This window comes from Sorangium sp. So ce590, from assembly GCF_051521365.1.
Taxonomy (GTDB): Bacteria; Myxococcota_A; Polyangia; order Polyangiales; family Polyangiaceae; genus Sorangium.
This window is the reverse complement of record NZ_CP150346.1, coordinates 7,546,106-7,564,620: the sequence shown is the minus strand read 5'-3', so window position 1 is coordinate 7,564,620 and position 18,515 is coordinate 7,546,106. Positions and strand designations below refer to the sequence as shown.

Here is an 18,515-nt window from a genome sequence, read left to right as displayed (position 1 = left end):
CGTCAAAAGATCACCTTCGCCACGGCGCCTCCTGGCACCACGCCCACCATCGCCCTGGGGGCCGAGGACGCCTGCGCCGGGGAAGGCGCCGTGAAGATGAGCACCGCGCCGGCGCCCAGCGCCGCCGCCCCGACGAGGAACGCGACCGTCGAGATCGTCCCTGCGGTCGTGCCCTGCTCCTGCAGCCGGATCCCCTGTTCCCCGCAGACGTTGGCCTCGTTGCAGTAGGCCTCCGCGTCGCCCTTCTTCCCGAGCGCGCGCAGCCCGAACGCGGCGCCGACGCCGATCCCGACCGCGCCGACGCCGGCGCCGATCCAGCCGGCCGTTCGCCAGGTCGAGCTCCCCGCCCCCTCCGGGCCCTGCTTCGGGGGGAGCGCGGGCCCTGCGCTCGCGCCGCCGGCCGCGGGCTCCTCAGGCGCCACGAGCAGCTCGGCCTGCGCGCCCTCGGCGAGCTGCGCCGTGAACGTCTTCGGCTTCCGGCCCGGCGCCGTCGCCGTCACCTGGACCTCGCCCGGGTCCACGGGCAACGGCGCGCCCAGCGAGCCCGCGCCGACCGGGATCCCCGAGCGCTGCACGGCGGTGTCCGCCGGCGCGCCGGGCGCGAGCCGGATGGTGAGCCTCGGCACGCGGCCCTCCAGCGCGGCGGCGCGCGCCTGCGCGATGGGGCGCCGGTCGTCGTTCGCCGGCAGATCGCGCGCGAGCTGCCGGAAGATCGACCACGCGGTCGCGATCTTGCCGCGCTTCTCCTCGCAGTCGCCGAGGTTGAGCAGCGCCCCGGGCGCCGGATCGAGCTCGTAGCTCTCCCGGAACTTCGGGCACGCGGTCTCGTAGTCCTTCGCGTGGAGCGCCGCCCTGCCGGCGTCGAACAGCGCCTCCGCGACCGCGGGATCGCGCGCCTGCGCCGAGGCGTCGGGGCAGGCGAGGAGCGCGGCCCCTCCCAGGGCGAGCACCTCGGCCGGGAATCGTCTACGCGAGCTCAATCTACCCATCCGTGCGACCTCAACGTCTCCGGTTGTACGGGTCCTCCGCCGGCGTCGGCGCGGGAGCCGGCGTCGGCGCGGGCGGCGTCTTCACCGGAGCGGTCGCGGGCGGTCGCGCCTTTCCCACCGAGGCGGGCCTCGAGGTGGCCGCGGTCGCGCTCGACGGCGCCCCGGTCGCCGACGCGCTCGGCGTGGGCGCGGGCGGCGGCGTGGGCGCGGGCGGCGGCGTGGGCGCGGGCGCGGACGGCGCGATCGCCGGGACCGCGTCGCCGGACGGAGCGGGCTGCGCACCCGCGCCGCCGTGCGGCTCCGGCTCCGCCCCGGCGCTCGCGGCAGGGCGCGGCTCGGCCTCCACCGCGGATCCGCTGGACGGGTGCTCTGCGTCCCCGCCAGCGCTCCCCCGCTGCCACCACACGAGCGCGACAAGGGCACCCACGGCCAGCGCGCCGGCGCCGGCCAGGATCGCGCCCAGGACCGCCGAGCGCGGCGCCGGGCGCTCCGTGCCGACCGAGCGCTCCACGACCGGCGAGACCGTGCCGGCGCTGGCCGTGCCGCCGCCGGCCGAGCCGGCGCCGACCGCGCCGCCGCTCCCCGGGCTCGCCGCGGTGAGCTCCGTGCCGCGCGGCCCGCTCCCTGGGCCTCGCGCCTGCACGGTCGGGCGCCCGGGATCCGAGGACATGAGCGCGCGCCCCCGATCCGGGTGCGCGGACATGCGCGCCGGATCCGCGTGCGAGCCCGGGGCCGGGTCGAACGCCGCGCCCCCCCGCGCCTGGCGGAGCGCGCGCTGCATCGCGTGGGCGTTCGGCCAGCGCCGGTCGGGATCGAACGCGAGGGCCACGTCCATGACGGCGGCGATCGGCGGGGGCACGGCGGGCAGGACGCTGCCCACGGGCGGCGCCGGCTGGGTCATGGCGGCGAGCAGGAGCAGCGGGAATGTCTCGGCCTCGTGCACGTACCGCCCCGAGAGGAGCTGGAACATCGTGCTCCCGACGGCCCAGAGGTCGGTGCGCGCGTCGACCTTGTCCCACTGCCCCCTTGCCTGTTCGGGCGGCATGAACTGCGGCGTCCCCATCAGGGTGCCGGCGCGCGTCGTCGCGTTGTTCGTCGGGGACGAGAGCTCGCGCAACCGCGCGATGCCGAAATCGAGCACCTTCAGCTGTCCCTGGCGCGTGAGGAACAGGTTGTCTGGCTTGAGGTCGCGGTGCACGATCCCGCGCTCGTGCGCGACGGCGAGCACGTCGAGCAGGTCGTCGGCGATGCCGAGCACCTCGTTCACGCCGAGCATGCCGCTCGGCTCGCGCGCGCGGCGCGCCTCGACCGTCTCGCCCTCGAGCAGCTCCATGACCAGGAACACCGAGCCGTCGTCGGTGACGTCGTCGTCGAGCACCCGGACGATGCCCGGGTGGTCCACGCGGTTGGCGACGTAGCCCTCGCGCAGGAACCGCGAGCGCGCCTCCTGGTCCTCGGACAGCTCGCGGCGGAGGATCTTCACCGCGCCGCGCATCCCGTTGCGGTGCGTGCCGGCGTAGACCATGGCCATGCCGCCGAAGCCGAGCAGGTGCTCAAGGCGCCACTTGCCGCGCAGGACCTGGCCTACAAGCGCCTCGGGCCGGAAGCCCGCGGGTTCGACTCGGGTCATCGGCGAAGACCACCCCCGGTCGTGGCCACGGGGGTCATCGCTGCGCCGGCCAGGCCGGCGAAGCCAGCGCGGCGAGCGCGGCAGGGATGGCTGGCGGGCGCGCGATGCATGACGGGCGCATGTTACCCCGGTCTGGCGCGGCGGGGCGCGAAACCGTCAAGGTACGCCCGCGCCCGCCCTCGCACGGGTTCACCACGGCAGGCCCGTCGGCCACGGTCTCCGCCGAGCACGCGTCGCCGCCGTACATCCCATCGGCGCCGTCGGGGGTACGGCTCGGCCCGGGCAAGTCCTCGCCAGCATGCCCCCATCCTGGGAGGGTGAACGCCTGGCCATTCGCGATGTTGCTGAACCCGTGCTGGAGGTTGGCCGAGCCATGCTCGGGGGTTGACCCCGCAGGCTTCGACGATGGCCGTTGCAGCATGGAATGATGGCCGACCCATCATTCCATGCTGACGGAGCCACCATCGACCTTGAACCCGCCAGGGGGAGTCCATGGTTCCCCGAACGACGGAGGCTTCCGGCTGGATGCGCACGGGCGCAGCGCCCCGGCGGCGGGGCCGCTGCGCCCCGCGAGGGCCGTGTGCTGCGCCGTCGCGGTGCCTCGTGGTATCTTGCGGTTCATGGAACGAGCCATCCAGGGCCCGCCGCCCGGCCTCGCTGCTCGGTCAGCCGCTGGTGAGCACGTGGCCGTTAGCTATCAACAGGTGCATTCGTGTCGAAGGTTGATCTCAAGAGGGAGCTCAAGCATCTCTACCAGGCATCCGCGAAGGAGGTGGTTCAGGTTGAAGTGCCAACGTTTCGGTTCCTCATGATCGACGGCGAGGGCGACCCCAACACATCACAGGGGTATGCCGGGGCAGTGGAAGCGCTGTTCTCCGTTTCCTACACGACGAAGTTCATGGTGAAGAAGGGGGCGCAAGGAATCGACTATGCGGTGATGCCTCTCGAAGGCCTTTGGTGGTCGGATGACATGTCCGTCTTCACCTCGGACGATAGGTCGAGGTGGAAATGGACGATGATGATCATGCAGCCTCATTTCGTGGAGGAGGCGGTGATCCAGGGGGCCATGGTGGAGGTGAGGCGAAAGAAGGCGCTCCCCGTGGTGGACGCGCTCAGGCTGGAGAGCTTCGCCGAAGGATCATGTGCTCAGGTACTTCACATTGGCCCCTTCACTGAAGAAGGACCGACCATCCAGCGAGTCCATGATTTTATCGGTGCGCGCTCGGCGCTTGCAGGAAAGCACCACGAGGTGTATCTGAGCGACATACGTCGCGCCGATCCGGCCAAGTGGAAGACCATCGTCCGCCAGCCTATGGAGTGATGGCTGGCCGATCGTTCAAGCCCACGCCGCTTCGCGGCACGGCTTGACTCAGGCGTTAGCCGAGCGAAGGATCATGGGGCTTTTCGACGTCGTCATCGCCCACGCACACTGCCCCGGCTGTGGTGATTCCACCCGACGGCCTCCGGCCGCGTGTGAAGTGAACGACGACGTTGGGCCGCCGTGTCCTGGCGTGGCGCGAGGTGGCCATCCCCGTCCGCCATGGCGCCGCCACCCCTGAGCTGGAGCTCTGCTCGCATTTTCCCGGCGTTTCGTGTCGGCATGGGGGGTGCTGAAGGCCGAGCGTCATGCCGACCCTCGAGCACAACGCCCTCGTCGAGATGTTCCGCGAGCACCCGGAGCTCGCGCCCCGCTGGCTCGCGACGCTCTTCCACGTCGAGGTGCCGCCGCACGCCTCGGTCGCGGTTGTCGAGTCGTCGCTCGACCAGCTCCTCCCGGTGGAGTTCCGCGCCGATCTGGTGCTCGAGCTTCGAGCCGCGAGCGGCGCGCTCGTGCTGGCGATCGTCATCGAGGTCCAGCGCGACGTGGACCCGGACAAGAGGTTCTCGTGGCCGACGTACGTCACGGTCGTGCGCGCCAGGAAGCGCTGCGGCACGATCGTCCTCGTGGTCGCGCCGGACGCCGGCGTGGCTGCCTGGGCCGCGGAGAACATCGATCTCGGCCTGGGCCGCGGCAACGTCGAGCCGCTTGTGCTCGGTCCGGCGGTCGTCCCCGAGATCACCGACCCGGCCGACGCGGAGAACGAGACGGAGCTCGCCGTGCTGTCGGCGGTGGCGCACGGCAACGGGCCGAGCGGGCTGACCGTGGTCCAGGCGGCGCTCGCCGGCCTCGGCCGGCTCGACCAGGCGCACGCGATGGTCTATTTTCAGCTCATCTGGAACGGGTTGCGTGAGCCGATGAGGCAGGCTCTGGAGGTATTGGTCATGGAACGGCAGATCGAAGGCGAGGCGACGTTTCCCCCGTTCGTGCAGAAGCTCGTCGATCGCGGCAAGCTCGAGGGCATGCGTGAGGGCGAGCTCAAGGGCATGCGTGAGGGCAGGCTGGAGGGCAAGAGGGACACGCTGCTGCGGCTGCTTGCGCGTGCAGGGATCGTGCTCACCGAGAACGAGAGCGCGCGCATCCAGGCATGCACGGACATCGCGACCCTCGACCGCTGGATCGATAACGTCCTCGGGGCGAAGACTGCCACCGAAGTGCTCTCCTGACGATGGACGGACGCGGCCCAGCAAGGCGATGAATCCGACGGGCCTTGCCGGCTGATTCATCGCGGGGCGTTGCGAGGGCGCGGGCGAGCTCGAATCCAGCTATTCCGGTTCTGCTTGGCCACTCGATGGGCGGCATGACCGCCGCGGTGGTGGCGAGTCGAGGGGCGGGGGCCATCCGCGGCCTCATCCTTCGCCCGAGATCGATTTTAACAACCCGAGCGCCTGGGAGAGGTGGTCCTGTCGTTCTTGCGTGAGCTGGCGTAGCTGCTGCGGTCACTCGTCCGCTGTGCCGAATCGGGTGTTGCTGCACGCGCAGCACGCGCCCGCTGCTGGCCCAGCAAGGGCGCGACGTCGCGCTGTCCGTGGATGAGGTCGTCCTACCTTGAGGGTCAGGTCAACCCCCGAGGGCAAGGTCGTCCTGGGGGCAGCCTCCTGCGCGGGCCGGGGGCGGCCCGTTGTGGTACAGCCCGTCTCCGACGTGAACGGCGCGAGCGATCGCCCGTCTGCGTCAGACGACGCACCTGGACCGCCGGCCTCCGCGCTCGATCGCGGGCGGCTCGGCTCGAAGGAGTGACGAATGAAGATCGGAATCATCGGTGCCGGCTTGATCGGCGGGTCGCTGGCGAAGCGGTTGGGGAAGCTCGGTCACCAGGTCGTGATCGCGAACTCGCGCGGGCCGGAAACGCTCCGCGAGCTCGCCGCCGAGACCGGGGCCACCCCCGTCACGGCCGCGGAGGCCGCGCGCGGCGGCGAGATCGTGGTCGTCACGATCCCCCAGCGCGCGGTCGTGGACCTGCCGAAGGATCTCTTCGCCGGCGTGCCCGCCGACGTGGTCGTGATCGACACAAACAACTACTACCCGGTCCGCGACGGCAGCATCCCGGCCATCGAGGCGGGGCAGGTCGAGAGCGCGTGGGTCGCCGAGCAGATCGGGCGGCCGGTGGTCAAGGCGTTCAACAACATCTACTTCGAGAGCCTGCTCGCGAAGGGCAGCCCGAAGGGCACGCCGGGGCGCGTCGCCCTCCCGATCGCGGGGGATCCGCCGGAAGCGCGGGCGAAGGTCATGCGCCTCGTCGACGAGCTCGGCTTCGATCCGGTCGACGCGGGCGGCCTCGAGGACTCGTGGCGCCAGCAGCCGGGCACCCCCTGCTACATCCACGACTTCGACGCGCCTCGGCTGAAGGAGGCGCTCGCCGCGGCCGAGCGGAGCCGCGTCCCCGAGTACCGCAAGGCCTCGGACGACTGGCTGCGATCGCTCATCGCGTCGCAGAGCCCGAGCTGAGCCTCCGGGGAGAATTGAATTCAACCCGGAGGGTGTCGAGAGGTGGTGCCCTGATCAGGGCAGACGGCCCACCAGGCAGTTGACGGCTGCTGCCAGGATCGACCGACCGGGGACGAGAGGTTCGAATCCCTCCTCCTCCGCCGAGATCCGTGCGGCTTACTGCGCGGCCGTTGGATCCATCCACAGCACCTCCCAGTGGTGCCCGTCGAGGTCCTCGAAGCTCCGCCCGTACATGAACCCGTGGTCCTGCGGCGGCCCCGCCTCCTTGCCGCCGCCGGCGAGCGCCTTCGCCACCATCGCGTCCACCTCGGCGCGGCTCGCGCACGAGAGCCCGAAGGCCCCCTCCACGTGCGTCGCGGTGTCGCAGATCTCCTTCTTGGTGAACGTCTTGAAGAACGGCTCGACGAGCAGCATCGCGTAGGCGTGCTCGCCGATGAGCATGCAGGCGGCGTTCTCGTCCGTGAACTTGAACGTGAAGCCGAGGGTTTTGAAGAACGCCATGGTGCGATCGAGGTTCTTGATGGGCAGGCTGACGAAGAGCTTGTGGGACATGAGGTGGTCTTCCTTTTGCTCCATGGACCCCCCGCCCGCGGAGAAGTCATCGGTCGCTCGAAAAAAATCTTCGCGCCCCACGCCGGCAGCTCCATGGGCAGGCCCAACGCCGGGAGCGGCCCGTCGCGCACGGGCCAGGACGCGTGATGTCACATCGACGCGGAAACGCCGGGAAACGTAGGTTTCCGTGCTACCTTGCACGTCGGGCAGAGCGCTCCGCCTCGGCTGGAACCCGAGACGGGGCTGCGGAACACCGGAGGGGGCCCGTCCAGCGCAGGTCGCAACGCGCATCATGGGCCTGCCGCCGGGGCCCGGCCGCCGTCGGACGCACGGCCTGTGCTGCCAGGGGCTGCGGACGTGGATTCTGGAGGTGCGCAGCGCCGGGGGCGGGCCGCTTGCTTGCGGGCGCGTCAGGAGGCGGAGCTGGTGGAGGCGCGGAGCGGCTCGGCGGGGAGCTCGCGCTCCCTGGCGGCGGGGACGAGCTTGGGGGCGGTCTTGAGGTGGGTGACGTACAGGGTGAGGCCCGTGAAGGTGATGCCGCCGAGCATGTTGCCGACGACGGTCGGGATCTCGTTCCACACGATGTAGTCCATGACCGAGAAGTTGCCGCCCATGAGCATGGCCGACGGGAACAGGAACATGTTCACCACGGAGTGCTCGAACGTCATCGCGAAGAACAGCATGATGGGCATCCACATCGCCGTCACCTTGCCGCCGACGGTGTTGGAGATCATCGCGCCGACCACGCCGGTCGAGACCATCCAGTTGCAGAGCACGCCGCGCACGAAGAGCGTCAGCATGCCGGCGGCGCCATACTCCTTGTAGCCGAGCGTGCGCGCCTCGCCGATGCCGGAGATGGCCTTGCCGACGGCGCTCGGCTCCGTGGAGAAGCCGAAGGTGAAGACGACCGCCATCATCACGGCGACGGTGACGGCGCCGGCGAAGTTGCCCGTGAAGACCAGGCCCCAGTTGCGCAGGACGCCGCCCAGGGTGACGCCCTTGCGGCGATCGATCAGCGCCAGCGGCGACAGCACGAACACACCCGTGAGCAGATCGAAGCCCAGCAGGTACAGCATGCAGAAGCCGACCGGGAACAGCATCGCGCCGATGATCGGGTATCCCGTCTGCTGGGTGACCATCACCGCGAAGACGGCGGCGAGCGCGAGCAGCGCGCCGGCCATGTACGCTCGGATCAACGTGTCCCGGGTCGACATGAAGACCTTGGACTCGCCCGCATCGACCATCTTGGTGACAAATTCTGCCGGCGCCAAATAGGACATAAGCTTGGCTTTCCTCCGTGAAGACGTGACTTGCGACAGGACTCGAGCTTGGCGCGCCCGCCCCTGTCAGGCCGCGCCGCGCTGGCCGGCGCGGCCTGGGCGGCAGCGCGAACGGATCGCCCCGGCGTGTGCCGGAGTGATCGAGCTCTCTCGACGTCCCGCGGAGTGTAGACGCGGCTTCATTTCGTCAATGTTTCCGTCGACGATCGAACTGCGATTTATCGAGAGGAGATGTTTGGGGCCGGCGCAGGGATCCCCTTTCACGCCGCCCCAGGTGGACCCGCCGAGGCGCGTTTGCCGTGTCTTGTCCTGCGAATCGGAATCCTGGATGAAGAGTCCCAACGGTGGGACTTGACGTCTCCGAAACGTCTGGACTTCCTTCTCCCCCAGGCGGGAGGGCAGCCGAGGCTCAGCGCGCGCAGCATCGCGGCTTCGAGCGGCTGTCGGGTCGCGAGCGCAGTCCCCCTCGGTCGCTGGTAGAGCGCTTCGGGGAGAGCGAGGGTGACGGTGGCGGTCGACATCGCGCCGGGGTGGACGCGGGAGGCAAGCCCGCTTCGCCGTCGAGCCAAGCACGAGGAGCACCCCGGCTCCTCCCCGGCCAGCCGCGATGACGGGAGCGAACGCACCGCGGGGCTGCCGGCTGGGGCGGTGCGCGGGAGGCTTTCGGCTGGATGCGCAGGGGCGCAGCGCCGCGCGAGGAGACCTACTCGTGGACGGCGGCGTAGCGGCCGCTGGGGGTGACGACGACGTGGGCGGTGAGCGGGACGTGCAGCTCCGCGGAGAGGTGGCGCAGCTCCAGGGTCATCGCTTCATCCTCGCGGGTCGGCGTCGGGTCGCCGCTCGGGTGGTTGTGGGCCAGGACGAAGCTGTGGGCGGCCATGTCCAGCGCCGTGCGCAGGACGGTGGAGCGGCCGACGTAGAGGGCGTCGTCGGATCCGCGGGCGAGCAGGCGCCGAGCCGGACTACTGGCGCCCGCGCCAGGTGAAGGGCCGCCGCTTCTGGCTCGACCTCAGCCAGATCGTGAACGATGACCGGGAGCGTCACCGGAGCCGCGCGCGGGCGTCACGAAAGACGTCCTCGGCCGGTCGTCCCCGGGACGGATCCGCGTCGAGCTCTGCATCGCGGCGCGTCGCTTCCTCGGTCCAGAGGCGCCTGTGCTCCTCCTCGGAGAGCTCATCCAGGCTTTCCAGAAGCGTCTCTGCGAGACGTGCGCGCTCCGCGAGGGGCAGCTTCAGGGCTGCGGTTTCCAGCTCGGGAAGGTTCACGGGGGGATTGTACCGCGCGCCTCGGAGGCTGCCCAGGCGCGCTTCCCCATCGCCGAGGCGATGCCACGACGACGGCGACGAGCTGTCCTGCTCAACGACCATGCTCTCGTGCAAGGTAGGAGAGGCCGGCCGTTGCCCCGGTGCTCCTGGCCTGGTATGGCTAGGGTGGCTGTCATGAGCTGGACCAAGGATGACCAGAGCAAGCTCGACCATCTCCGTGGCAAGGAGCTCTCCGGCACGTTGACGGAGCCCGAGCAGGCGGAGCTAGCGGCGCTCATGGCGCGGATCGAGGCGGAGGAGGCGGCGCTGCTTGCCCCGGAGATGGCTCGGCTGCGTGCCGAGGCCGGAGACGTGGCGGCCGAGCTGGCTCGGGTCGAGAGCGAGAACGAACAGCTGGCCCAGCTCATGGCCCAGCAACAGGCCCTCGTGGCCGACACGCGCAGGTTCCTCGAGGAGTTCGACCGGCGCCGCGCCTCCATCCTCGACGGATTTGCCCGCATCGACGGCGGCCCGCTGCACGCTGCGTGAATGGCCGTCTCGACGGAAATGCGCGCCGTCGTCCGGGTCGCCTTCGGTGGCCGGTGTGGTTACTGCGACGTTTCCGAAACGTCCGTGGGGGGCGAGCTAGAGATTGAACACTTCCACCCGCTGGCAGCGGGTGGGGTCCGATGACATCGAGAACCTCGTCTACGCTTGCACCGCGTGCAACCGGTTCAAGGGCGACTATGCGCCCGCACACGATGCACCTGAGAGCTTGCGGCTCCTTCGCCCTCAGCGTGACGATTTCGGCGCGCACGTCGAGGAGACGGTCCACGGCCGGCTCATCGGGCTCACGCCTCGTGGCTGGTTTCACATCCAGCGACTGCACCTCAACCGCCCGCAGCTCATCGAGAGGCGCCATCTGCTCCACGTCCTTCACGCGCAGAGATCCGATCTCTCGCGTTCACGGGAGGCGGAGGCGCGTCTGCGGCGCGAAAACGAGGCGCTCCACGGAGAGATCACGCGTCTTCGGGCAGCCGTGGCCGCTTTGCTTGGTGGAAGCGAGCGCTGAAACGTCCGGCCCTTCGCGGTGCCGCCACATCCGTGCTGGAGGTTGACCGGGCCTTGCTCCGGGTGTGATCCCGCAGGGGCGGGGCGCCCCTCCGCAGGGGCGCTGCGCCGCGCGAGGAGACCTACTCGTGGACGGCGGCGTAGCGGCCGCTGGGGGTGACGACGACGTGGGCGGTGAGCGGGACGTGCAGCTCCGCGGAGAGGTGGCGCAGCTCCAGGGTCATCGCTTCGTCCTCGGGGGTCGGCGTCGGGTCGCCGCTCGGGTGGTTGTGGGCCAGGACGAAGCTGTGGGCGGCCATGTCCAGCGCCGTGCGCAGGACGGTGGAGCGGCCGACGTAGAGGGCGTGGTCGGAACCGCGGGCGAGCAGGCGCGTCTCGCGGACGCGGCCGTGGGTGTCGAGCGCGGCGATCCAGAGCTCCTCGTGGACCAGGGACGCCAGCCTCGGGCCGAAGTACCGCGCCACGCGGGCGGCGTCGGTGAGGAGCGCGCCCCGGCGCGCGCGGGCGGCGTGGTAGCGGCGGCCGAGCTCGAAGGCGGCGGCGAGCCGGGTCGCGTCGAAGAGGGCGATCTGGGTGCGCTCGGCGAGCGCCGCGGGCGAGAGGCGACCGAGCGAGGGGAGAGCGGCCGTGCCGAGGAGGCGCGGCCCGACGCCGGGCAGGCCGAGCACCATCTCGATGAAGGGGTAGCCAGCGCTACGCGGGCGGGTGCCAGCCCACCTCGGCCCAGCGCCGACGTGCGGCGACGATCGTCGGGCGGTTCATCCGGAGCGCGATGACCGTTGCTCTACCGGACGGTGTCACGCCCTCTACCCTGGTTGCGTCGACGCTCCACGTGAAGTGATCGCTCCAGCGAGGGAGGCGCGGATTGAAGAGCGGCACGACGTCTCCCGTCAGCGGGTCGACCGACTCCGTGGCGCCTGCCTTGAACTCGTTGCATGGGCGGCATGCGAGGCATACATTCTCGAACGAGGTCGGCCCGCCCTTCGAGACCGGCGTGATGTGATCGTAAGTCAGGGGAATTCCGCTATTGGCCTCGCTTGTCAGGCAGTATTGACAGCGGCGCCGATCGGCCTCCTCGATACGAGAACGGAGCAGTTCGGAGACGTAGGTTGACACCGCAGTCCGTCTTCCATCTCGTGGAGGGCGCGCGCTACGGAGAAGCGACGGCGTGCCCGCGCCATCGCAGGAGCGCCGCAGCGTGCGCCTTGCGGAGCATGAACAGGTCGCTCTCGTGGCGAAGACGCGCGAGCTCGATGCGCTCCGCCGGCGTGAGGAGCCCCTGAGTGTTCCGGTCGAGCAGCTCGTCGTAGCGTGCGAGCTCGGCTTCGGACCTGTGGCTCTTCGCGATTTGCCAGAGCGCCTGGTCGTCCATCTTGTCGAGGCAGGCGAGGTCGACCTGGAACTCCGGGGGCGCGTCGTCCCAGGCGGGAGGGCTGCCGAGGCTCAGCGCCCGCAGCATCACGGCTTCGAGCGGCTGTCGGGTCGCGAGCGCAGTCCCCCTCAGCCGCTGGTAGAGCGCCTCGGGGAGAGCGAGGGTGACGGTGGCGGTCGACATCGCGCTGGGGTGGACGCGGGAGGCAAGCCCGCTCCGCCGTCGAGCCTAGCACGAGGAGCACCCCCCGCTCCTCTCCGCCGACCGCGATGACGAGGCGGCCCGGGCTCGGCCGGACGGCGCGGCAGTGCGTGGTTCGTCGTCGGCGCCGCTCGTTCTCGACCGCCAGGGCCGTGTGCTGCGCCGTCGCGGTACCTCGTGGTATCTTGCGGCTCATGGAACGAGCCATCCAGGGCCCGCCGCCCGGCTTCGACGACCTCACCGTGCACGAGCAGATCGAGTACGTCCAGGCGCTCTGGGAGCGGATCGCGGCGAGGGAGGACGAGGTGCCGGTACCCGAGTGGCACAAGGCCGAGCTCGATCGCCGGTTCGCCGAGTACGAGGCCGCACCGGATGCTGGCCGGTCCTGGGAACAGGTCGAGGCCGACCTCCGTGCGCGCCTCGCAACGCGTCGATGAGTCGGCTCCTCGTTCGCCCGTCTGCCGAGCTGGACATCCGGGAGGCGGCGGACTGGTACGAGGGCTTACTCGTGGACGGCGGCGCAGCGGCCGCTGGGCGTGACGATGACGTGGGCGGTGAGCGGGACGTGCAGTTCCGCGGAGAGGTGGCGCAGCTCCAGGGTCATCGCTTCGTCCTCGCGGATCGGCGTCGGGTCGCTGCTGGGGTGGGATCGTTGGCGCTTCGACGATCGACGATTCATCAAGGCGGCCGCTCACCCAGTTCCCCAGCCAGCGACAGGATTCTCTGGCGGATCTCGCCAGACAGCCACATGCCCGCATCGGCGAGCTTGTCGACCCACGGTCCGACGTTCTGCGTGATCCCTCGAGACTTTGCCTCCAGCAAGATCTTGAGCGTTCCCCAGACGACCAGCCCTGCCGCTTGAGCCGTGCGTCGTGCCAGCGCATCGTCGAGGAGAATCACACGGGATTGGATTTTCCAGAGCCAGGGCCATGGCTGCAAGCTCTCCCGCTCCCAGGTCGAGCGCGAGCCATTCCGATGGCTTGGATTGGGGGTCGACGATCTTCACCCACCCATGAGTGCTCAGCGTGGGGACCTCATACCCCTTGCGTCGCCCCTCCTTCAACTCAAGATCCACAGCGCTGGGGACCCAGACGTCTTTGAACATCTCGGCGAGCCAGTCGATGGCGCCGATGCGGTGAAGGTACAGCAGGGGTGAGGTATTGCTGATGGCCTCAACCAACTGCGGCCTCCAGCGCGCGGAGCTCGGCGTCGAGAGGGAAAACCTTGTAACGACCCAGACTCAAGAGAAATTCGACTCGCGCCATGCCGGCGAGCTCCGCAGCGCGGCCGGACGAGAGCCGCCCCAGCTCGTACAGCTTGACCGCGGCGAGGGTGCGGAGCTCTCGCGCGAACTCAGCTTCGTCCATCTTCTCCGCAAGGAGCACCTTCTCGGGCACATCCACCACAATCTGTCGAGTTGCCATGTTCCATCCTTGGTTGCTCGGAGGGGCGGGCAATTCTGCTTTTAGCACGAATTTTAGCGCGAAAGGTGCCGGGCGAGCACGCTGAGGAGCTCAGCGATCTTCATCGGAGCGAGCATGCGGTCCTCGCGCGCGCCTGCTCTCACGGGCGAGGCAAGCGGCGCCAGGCGTCTCGCCGACCGTCATTGCCCGGATCCTGCCCGGTGTTGTGACCAGAGACTTCCGCGATGGCCATCCACCAGGCCGGACCAGATGGGGCGGGGACGCCATCCGCCAGTCTGAGCCGCCGCTGCCGGAGGCTTGCGGAGCAGTCGGCCGGCGCGATGCGCCGGGGCTTTCGGCTGGATGCGCAGGGGCGGGGCGCGCCGGCGGCGGGGCGCAGCGCCCCGCGAGGAGACCTACTCGTGGACGGCGGCGTAGCGGCCGCTGGGGGTGACGATGACGTGGGCGGTGAGCGGGACGTGCAGCTCCGAGCCGAGGTGGCGCAGCTCCAGGGTCATCGCTTCGTCCTCGCGGGTCGGCGTCGGGTCGCCGCTCGGGTGGTTATGGGCCAGGACGAAGCTGTGGGCGGCCATGTCCAGCGCCGTGCGCAGGACGGTCGAGCGGCCGACGTAGAGGGCGTCGTCGGAACCGCGGGCGAGCAGGCGCGTCTCGCGGACGCGGCCGTGGGTGTCGAGCGCCGCGATCCAGAGCTCCTCGTGGACCAGGGAGGCGAGCCTCGGGCCGAAGTACCGCGCCACGCGGGCGGCGTCGGTGAGGAGCGCGCCCCGGCGCGCGCGGGCGGCGTGGTAGCGGCGGCCGAGCTCGAAGGCGGCGGCGAGCCGGGTCGCGTCGAACAGCGCGATCTGGGTGCGCTCGGCGAGCGCCGCGGGCGAGAGGCGGCCGAGCGAGGGGAGAGCGGCCGTGCCGAGGAGGCGCGGGCCGACGCCGGGCAGGCCGAGCACCATCTCGAGGAGGGCGGCCTCGGTCGCGGTCGGGAGCTCGGCCGCCGTCTCGGCGGGGGCGTCGACGGGGGCGCGGCTCATCGGGCTCATCGGGGCCACCTCCGAGAGCGGGTGAGGGCGCGGGCGAAGAGGCGGCGCGCGAGGCGGAGGCGGGTGGCGACCGTGGGGCGCGGGAGCGAGAGGGAGGCGGCGATCTCGAGCGAGGAAAGGCCGGTGGCGGCGAGCGACAGGATCTCGCGCAGCTCGGGGCGGAGACGGTGGAAGGCGCGGAGGAGGCCGCGGGCGACGAGGCGGGCCTCGGGAGAGGGGGCGGCGAAGGCGGAGAGGCGGTCCGGGTCGACCGCGGGGAGCTCGTGGCGGCGGTGGGCCTTGGCGCGGTAGTGCGAGGCCTGCCGCGAGGCGATGCCGGCGAGCCAGCGGCGGAGGGCGTCGGCGGGAGGGAGCGCGGGGGACGGGCGGAAGCTGCCGGCGCGCAGGCTGCGCCAGGCGCCGAGGAGGGTGTCCTGGGTGAGGTCGTCGAGATCGGCGGGGAGAACGCCGCGGGCGCGGAGGGTGCGGCGGATGAGCGGGCGCTGTTCGAGGAGCGCGGTGGGGTCGAGGTAGACGGCGGGGTGCGGGGGCTGGGGATGAAGGGGTTTGGACGGGCGGGCGAGCTGGCTAAGAGCAGCGGGGCGGGGGCGGCGACGGGAGGGCGGATCGATCTCTTGGCCCTGGTCAGGGCGTAGACGTACGGTTTCCATGTCGGACCTCGTGAACGCGGGGTTCGGCCACGCCTCCGGACGGTGCCAGCCGTCGCGGGGGCACTTTGTGTTTTGTTCAGGGTACGTGCGAGGCACGATCCGAGTCAAGTAAAGTCGCAATCCACGACTACTTTTGGCCCTCCCAGGTTCAGCCCGTGGCGATGGAACCCATCGAGACTGATACGGTTTTTCGGTACATCGCGGCGAACGTGCAGCGGCTTCGGGTCAGGCGAGGGCTGACCCAGGACGAGCTGGCGGCAGCGGCGGACGTGAGCCCTGGCCTGCTCCATCGCCTCGAGCGCGCGAAGACCAACGTCAGCGTCGCGGCGCTTGTGGCGATCGCCAACGCCCTCGGCGTGACACCAGCAGCACTGTTCCGGCCAGCCGAGATGCCGGAGACGACGCGCGGGAGGCCGCGCAAGCGTCTCGCCGGCCCTTGACGGCCATCCCTCGCTGCCCGCAGTCGACCGCCTACGGCTATCGCCGGTGCTCCTCACCGTGACGCAGAACTGGCGCATGCTTTGCGCAGACGCTGCACCGCGCCGCGGCGAACTCTACAGGCCGTAGCAGCTTGAGGGCCCCAGCCGATGACTGGCCGGGCCATTGCAGGGCCACTTCTTCGCTTCGGAGGGGTAGGGCATCGAGGAACCGCTCGCGCCTTCGTCCGTTGGAGAGCCCGCTCGGTCCTGCGCTGGCCTCCTTGACAAGGTGGGCCAGCCGTCGGCTAGGCTACCTTTCCACGATGCATGGGGGCGGCACGAGGGGGTGGGGGCGGAGTTCAAGGCGCTCCACGCGGAAGCGGCGGTCAGCGGTCGAGAGGACTGATTACGCCGAGAGGGCCGCGGTCGACGATGTGGGTGTAGATCATCGTGGTCCGCACATCCTTGTGGCCGAGCAATGTCTGGATCGTCCGGATGTCGGTGCCCGCCTCGAGCAGGTGGGTCGCGAAGCTGTGGCGGAGGGTATGGCATGTCGCGCGCTTGGTGAGCCCCGACGCCCGTCCGGCATTGTTCACGGCCCTTTGCACCGCCGATTCGTGCAGGTGGTAGAGGACCTGTCGACCCGTCGCTGGATCGGTGCAACGGCGAGAGGCGGGGAAGAGGTACTGCCAGGGGAGGCTCGTGGCTGCTCCTGGCATCTTCGCTCGCAGAGCGTGGGGCAGGTCGACCTCGCCGCGGCCAGCCGCGAGTTCCTTCTTGTGCCGTTGCGCCCCGGCGTCGAGCTGGGCCTGCAGCTCGTCGCGCGCCCGAGCGGGGAGCAAGGCCGGCCGGTCGTGCTGTCCTTTCCCGCGGCGCACCATGATTTGCCGTCGATCAAGGTCGACGTCTTTGACGCGAATCGAAAGCGCTTCGAGGAGGCGGAGGCCGCTTCCGTAGAGGAGCTCGCCGATGAGTCGAAAAGGTGGAATCAGGTGCTCGAGCAAGGTGAGAGCGTCCTTTCGCGAGAGGACCGTGGGGAGGTGCTCCGGCCGGCGGGCACGCTCGAGCGCTTCGAGCCGGGGTATCTGCAGGTCGAGGACCCGCTTGTAAAGGAAGAGGAGCGCGCACAGCGCTTGGTTCTGCGTGGACGCCGCGCTGCGGCGCGCGACCGCAACATCGTTGAGGAAGGCCGTGACCTCTTCCGCGCCCATCTGCCGTGGGTGCTTGCCGTGATGAAAGCGAATAAATGCCCGGATCCAGTGGACATACGCCTCTTCGGTACGCGGCGAGTAATGCAGGCGCCGGATGGTGGCGCGCACGGCTTCGATGAGGGTCATGGGGGTGGTTCCGATTGGTTGGGGCCGGTTCGTCGGACCCGCAGTGACCCTTATCGGCGCAGGGCGGGCGCGATTTGCGGCGGCCAGCGGATATTTGGGCCGCACATCAGTCGCCCGAGGCAATCAATCACAGGCACGCATCTTGCTTCTCGGCACACCGTCGCCGTCCGAAGCCCATCAACAGCGATACGTAGTTGTGTAGCGGCGGCCTATCTCCGGAGATGCGCAGATAGCCTGCGGAAGATCGCGACCTATCCGCGGGGATATCTAGATATGCTGCGGGGTGCCGCGACTCATCCGCGAGAACACGGTGATCGGGCACCGCGGTTCGCAGCCTACATGCAAAAATGCGAAGATATGTCGCGCGGCACAGATGATTGCGACGTTAGCAGGGCATAGGAGCGCATGACACTTCCCGCAGAAGCAGAACACCTCCCGCGGCGAGCCTTCTTCTTCCCGCATGCTCTGCAGCCGGGCCGCGGGGCCGGGACACCGCCCGGCCGCGTCCCATTCGACGTCGACGCGACCCTCGTCTCGTTGACGGAAGTGAAGACGGACCACGCGATAGTCTTCGCGGACGGCTACGGCCAAAACGTGGTTGGGAGTAATCAGGACCCTTGCGTCCTCTCCGCTCCGTTCGGGCCGCTCCACTCGTTCTGTCGCATCAACAAGCGGGCTCGGAACCACTATGTCCGTGAGTCCTCGGGCCGACATGACCGACTGCTGTCCCACTGCGTCGCGACAGGCGACGTCATCATCTACGGGAAGTACGACCCGAAGGGCGGTCGCGGCCCTACCACTCAAGTTTGGGTCGATACCGTTCTGGTGGTCGATGAAGTCCTCCCATGGGCGACGACGAGGCGCACTTCGCGGAGCCCCTGCAACAACCGCGGGCACTGCCGCGCGCGGCGGTACCTGATCGGTGACCCCACCACCGTCGCTGGCCGGGGCCTTGAGAACAGTGACGCATATCGGTACAATCTCTCGGACGCGACTTCGGCGGGAATCCACTGCTGCACGAACCTCGAGCACTATCGGGTAATCGTCGGGAGGACGCAGCCAACTTCCTCCGCGCTCGCGGACCTCTCCACGAGCTTCGTTCCGCGCGCCACACGTATAGCCCCGGCGACGGTCACGGCTCTTGACGTGGGCAAGATGGTCTGGGACGATCTTCAGGGCATGATCGATGGCTTGATTCGACCGGTACCGAATGGGCCGAAAGGCGGATGGATCGTGGAGTTCCCACGTTTCGCCACTGCGAAGGCTCTATGCGAGGCCATCATCCAGAAGTCGGGCGGCTTAGTGGCGGTTCCACCCCTCCGGCCGCGCGGTCAAGTGCGTCGCTGGGATCCCGCCACCGGACGGATGGAATCATGACCTGGGGGCACGGATTTGTTGCGCTTATGAGTCGGAGCCCGGTGCCGGGGCCTGCTAACATCAAATTACATCGGACGGCGCTTCGCGCCGCCGCTGAATTTGGCGTTAGGCA

General features: G+C 69.8%; 21 protein-coding genes and 2 pseudogenes. 8 read left to right on the top strand and 15 right to left on the bottom strand.

The annotated features are described in order from the left end of the window. Positions 1–2 precede the first annotated feature (2 nt). Together WMF28_RS28275 and WMF28_RS28270 are read right to left on the bottom strand one after the other, a co-directional pair. Positions 3–989: a tetratricopeptide repeat protein gene (locus WMF28_RS28275; RefSeq protein ID WP_437596435.1), complete on the bottom strand. Its 987-nt coding sequence runs from the start codon at positions 987–989 to the stop codon at positions 3–5. A gap of 10 nt (positions 990–999) precedes the next feature. Continuing rightward, entirely contained in the window at positions 1,000–2,619 is a 1,620-nt protein-coding gene (locus WMF28_RS28270) for a serine/threonine-protein kinase (RefSeq protein WP_437596434.1), read from the bottom strand. Between the two features lie 712 nt (positions 2,620–3,331). On the opposite strand from WMF28_RS28270, the gene WMF28_RS28265 reads away from it, so the two are divergent. The 4 genes and pseudogenes from WMF28_RS28265 (at position 3,332) to WMF28_RS28250 (ending at position 6,445) form a co-directional block, all read left to right on the top strand. Beyond that, positions 3,332–3,940 carry a GyrI-like domain-containing protein gene (locus WMF28_RS28265; RefSeq protein WP_437596433.1) on the top strand — a complete coding sequence of 203 codons (609 nt, stop codon included), beginning with the start codon at positions 3,332–3,334 and terminating at the stop codon, positions 3,938–3,940. Between the two features lie 305 nt (positions 3,941–4,245). Next, positions 4,246–5,163, top strand: a complete 918-nt coding sequence (locus tag WMF28_RS28260) for a hypothetical protein (RefSeq protein WP_437596432.1) — start codon at positions 4,246–4,248, stop codon at positions 5,161–5,163. Between the two features lie 104 nt (positions 5,164–5,267). Next, a pseudogene (locus WMF28_RS28255) lies at positions 5,268–5,354 on the top strand (alpha/beta fold hydrolase); the annotation flags it as partial. A 386-nt stretch (positions 5,355–5,740) separates the two neighbouring features. Further along, complete coding sequence (locus WMF28_RS28250) at positions 5,741–6,445, top strand: NADPH-dependent F420 reductase (protein WP_437596431.1); 705 nt, start codon at positions 5,741–5,743, stop codon at positions 6,443–6,445. A 156-nt stretch (positions 6,446–6,601) separates the two neighbouring features. Here WMF28_RS28250 and WMF28_RS28245 read toward each other — a convergent pair whose 3' ends face one another. The 4 genes and pseudogenes from WMF28_RS28245 to WMF28_RS28230 form a co-directional block, all read right to left on the bottom strand. Continuing rightward, on the bottom strand, positions 6,602–6,997 hold the full coding sequence (locus WMF28_RS28245) for a VOC family protein (protein ID WP_437596430.1): 396 nt from the start codon (positions 6,995–6,997) through the stop codon (positions 6,602–6,604). 410 nt (positions 6,998–7,407) lie between these two features. Beyond that, complete coding sequence (locus tag WMF28_RS28240) at positions 7,408–8,277, bottom strand: formate/nitrite transporter family protein (protein WP_437596429.1); 870 nt, start codon at positions 8,275–8,277, stop codon at positions 7,408–7,410. A 703-nt stretch (positions 8,278–8,980) separates the two neighbouring features. Further along, a pseudogene (locus tag WMF28_RS28235) lies at positions 8,981–9,229 on the bottom strand (JAB domain-containing protein); the annotation flags it as partial. 88 nt (positions 9,230–9,317) lie between these two features. Further along, positions 9,318–9,542 carry an addiction module protein gene (locus WMF28_RS28230; RefSeq protein WP_437596428.1) on the bottom strand — a complete coding sequence of 75 codons (225 nt, stop codon included), beginning with the start codon at positions 9,540–9,542 and terminating at the stop codon, positions 9,318–9,320. A 174-nt stretch (positions 9,543–9,716) separates the two neighbouring features. Here WMF28_RS28230 and WMF28_RS28225 point away from each other — a divergent pair, with 174 nt between their 5' ends. Beyond that, positions 9,717–10,070: a hypothetical protein gene (locus WMF28_RS28225; RefSeq protein WP_437596427.1), complete on the top strand. Its 354-nt coding sequence runs from the start codon at positions 9,717–9,719 to the stop codon at positions 10,068–10,070. 644 nt (positions 10,071–10,714) lie between these two features. Here WMF28_RS28225 and WMF28_RS28220 read toward each other — a convergent pair. From WMF28_RS28220 to WMF28_RS28210, 3 genes are read right to left on the bottom strand one after another with little or no spacing between them, the layout of a single operon-like run. Then, the gene (locus WMF28_RS28220) at positions 10,715–11,263 is read right to left on the bottom strand and encodes a JAB domain-containing protein (RefSeq protein WP_437596426.1); all 549 of its coding nucleotides are present in this window, start codon (positions 11,261–11,263) and stop codon (positions 10,715–10,717) included. Between the two features lie 22 nt (positions 11,264–11,285). After that, positions 11,286–11,708 (bottom strand): HNH endonuclease, encoded by a 423-nt coding sequence (locus tag WMF28_RS28215; protein ID WP_437596425.1) that lies wholly within the window; start codon positions 11,706–11,708, stop codon positions 11,286–11,288. A gap of 34 nt (positions 11,709–11,742) precedes the next feature. Continuing rightward, positions 11,743–12,147: a hypothetical protein gene (locus WMF28_RS28210; RefSeq protein ID WP_437596424.1), complete on the bottom strand. Its 405-nt coding sequence runs from the start codon at positions 12,145–12,147 to the stop codon at positions 11,743–11,745. 212 nt (positions 12,148–12,359) lie between these two features. On the opposite strand from WMF28_RS28210, the gene WMF28_RS28205 reads away from it, so the two are divergent. After that, entirely contained in the window at positions 12,360–12,602 is a 243-nt protein-coding gene (locus WMF28_RS28205) for an addiction module protein (protein WP_437596423.1), read from the top strand. 65 nt (positions 12,603–12,667) lie between these two features. Here WMF28_RS28205 and WMF28_RS28200 read toward each other — a convergent pair whose 3' ends face one another. The 5 genes from WMF28_RS28200 to WMF28_RS28180 all read right to left on the bottom strand — a co-directional run bounded on the left by WMF28_RS28200 (position 12,668) and on the right by WMF28_RS28180 (position 15,270). After that, positions 12,668–12,844, bottom strand: a complete 177-nt coding sequence (locus WMF28_RS28200; protein ID WP_437596422.1) for a JAB domain-containing protein — start codon at positions 12,842–12,844, stop codon at positions 12,668–12,670. Next, positions 12,844–13,065 carry a DUF3368 domain-containing protein gene (locus WMF28_RS28195; protein ID WP_437596421.1) on the bottom strand — a complete coding sequence of 74 codons (222 nt, stop codon included), beginning with the start codon at positions 13,063–13,065 and terminating at the stop codon, positions 12,844–12,846. The genes WMF28_RS28200 and WMF28_RS28195 overlap by 1 nt, the downstream gene beginning before the upstream one ends. Positions 13,066–13,337: 272 nt before the next feature. After that, entirely contained in the window at positions 13,338–13,589 is a 252-nt protein-coding gene (locus WMF28_RS28190) for a UPF0175 family protein (protein ID WP_129572626.1), read from the bottom strand. A gap of 395 nt (positions 13,590–13,984) precedes the next feature. After that, a complete protein-coding gene (locus tag WMF28_RS28185; RefSeq protein WP_437604322.1) occupies positions 13,985–14,611 on the bottom strand; it encodes a JAB domain-containing protein in 627 nt (208 codons plus the stop codon). A gap of 5 nt (positions 14,612–14,616) precedes the next feature. After that, complete coding sequence (locus tag WMF28_RS28180) at positions 14,617–15,270, bottom strand: RNA polymerase sigma factor (protein ID WP_437596420.1); 654 nt, start codon at positions 15,268–15,270, stop codon at positions 14,617–14,619. A 161-nt stretch (positions 15,271–15,431) separates the two neighbouring features. Between WMF28_RS28180 and WMF28_RS28175 the strand changes: the two genes are divergently transcribed. Next, positions 15,432–15,710, top strand: coding sequence for a helix-turn-helix domain-containing protein (locus tag WMF28_RS28175; protein ID WP_020464947.1), 279 nt, complete (start codon positions 15,432–15,434; stop codon positions 15,708–15,710). A 365-nt stretch (positions 15,711–16,075) separates the two neighbouring features. On the opposite strand, the gene WMF28_RS28170 is transcribed toward WMF28_RS28175, so the two are convergent. Beyond that, a complete protein-coding gene (locus WMF28_RS28170) occupies positions 16,076–17,026 on the bottom strand; it encodes an integron integrase (RefSeq protein ID WP_437596419.1) in 951 nt (316 codons plus the stop codon). A 405-nt stretch (positions 17,027–17,431) separates the two neighbouring features. Here WMF28_RS28170 and WMF28_RS28165 point away from each other — a divergent pair, with 405 nt between their 5' ends. Then, a complete protein-coding gene (locus WMF28_RS28165) occupies positions 17,432–18,403 on the top strand; it encodes a hypothetical protein (protein ID WP_437596418.1) in 972 nt (323 codons plus the stop codon). Positions 18,404–18,515: the final 112 nt, after the last annotated feature.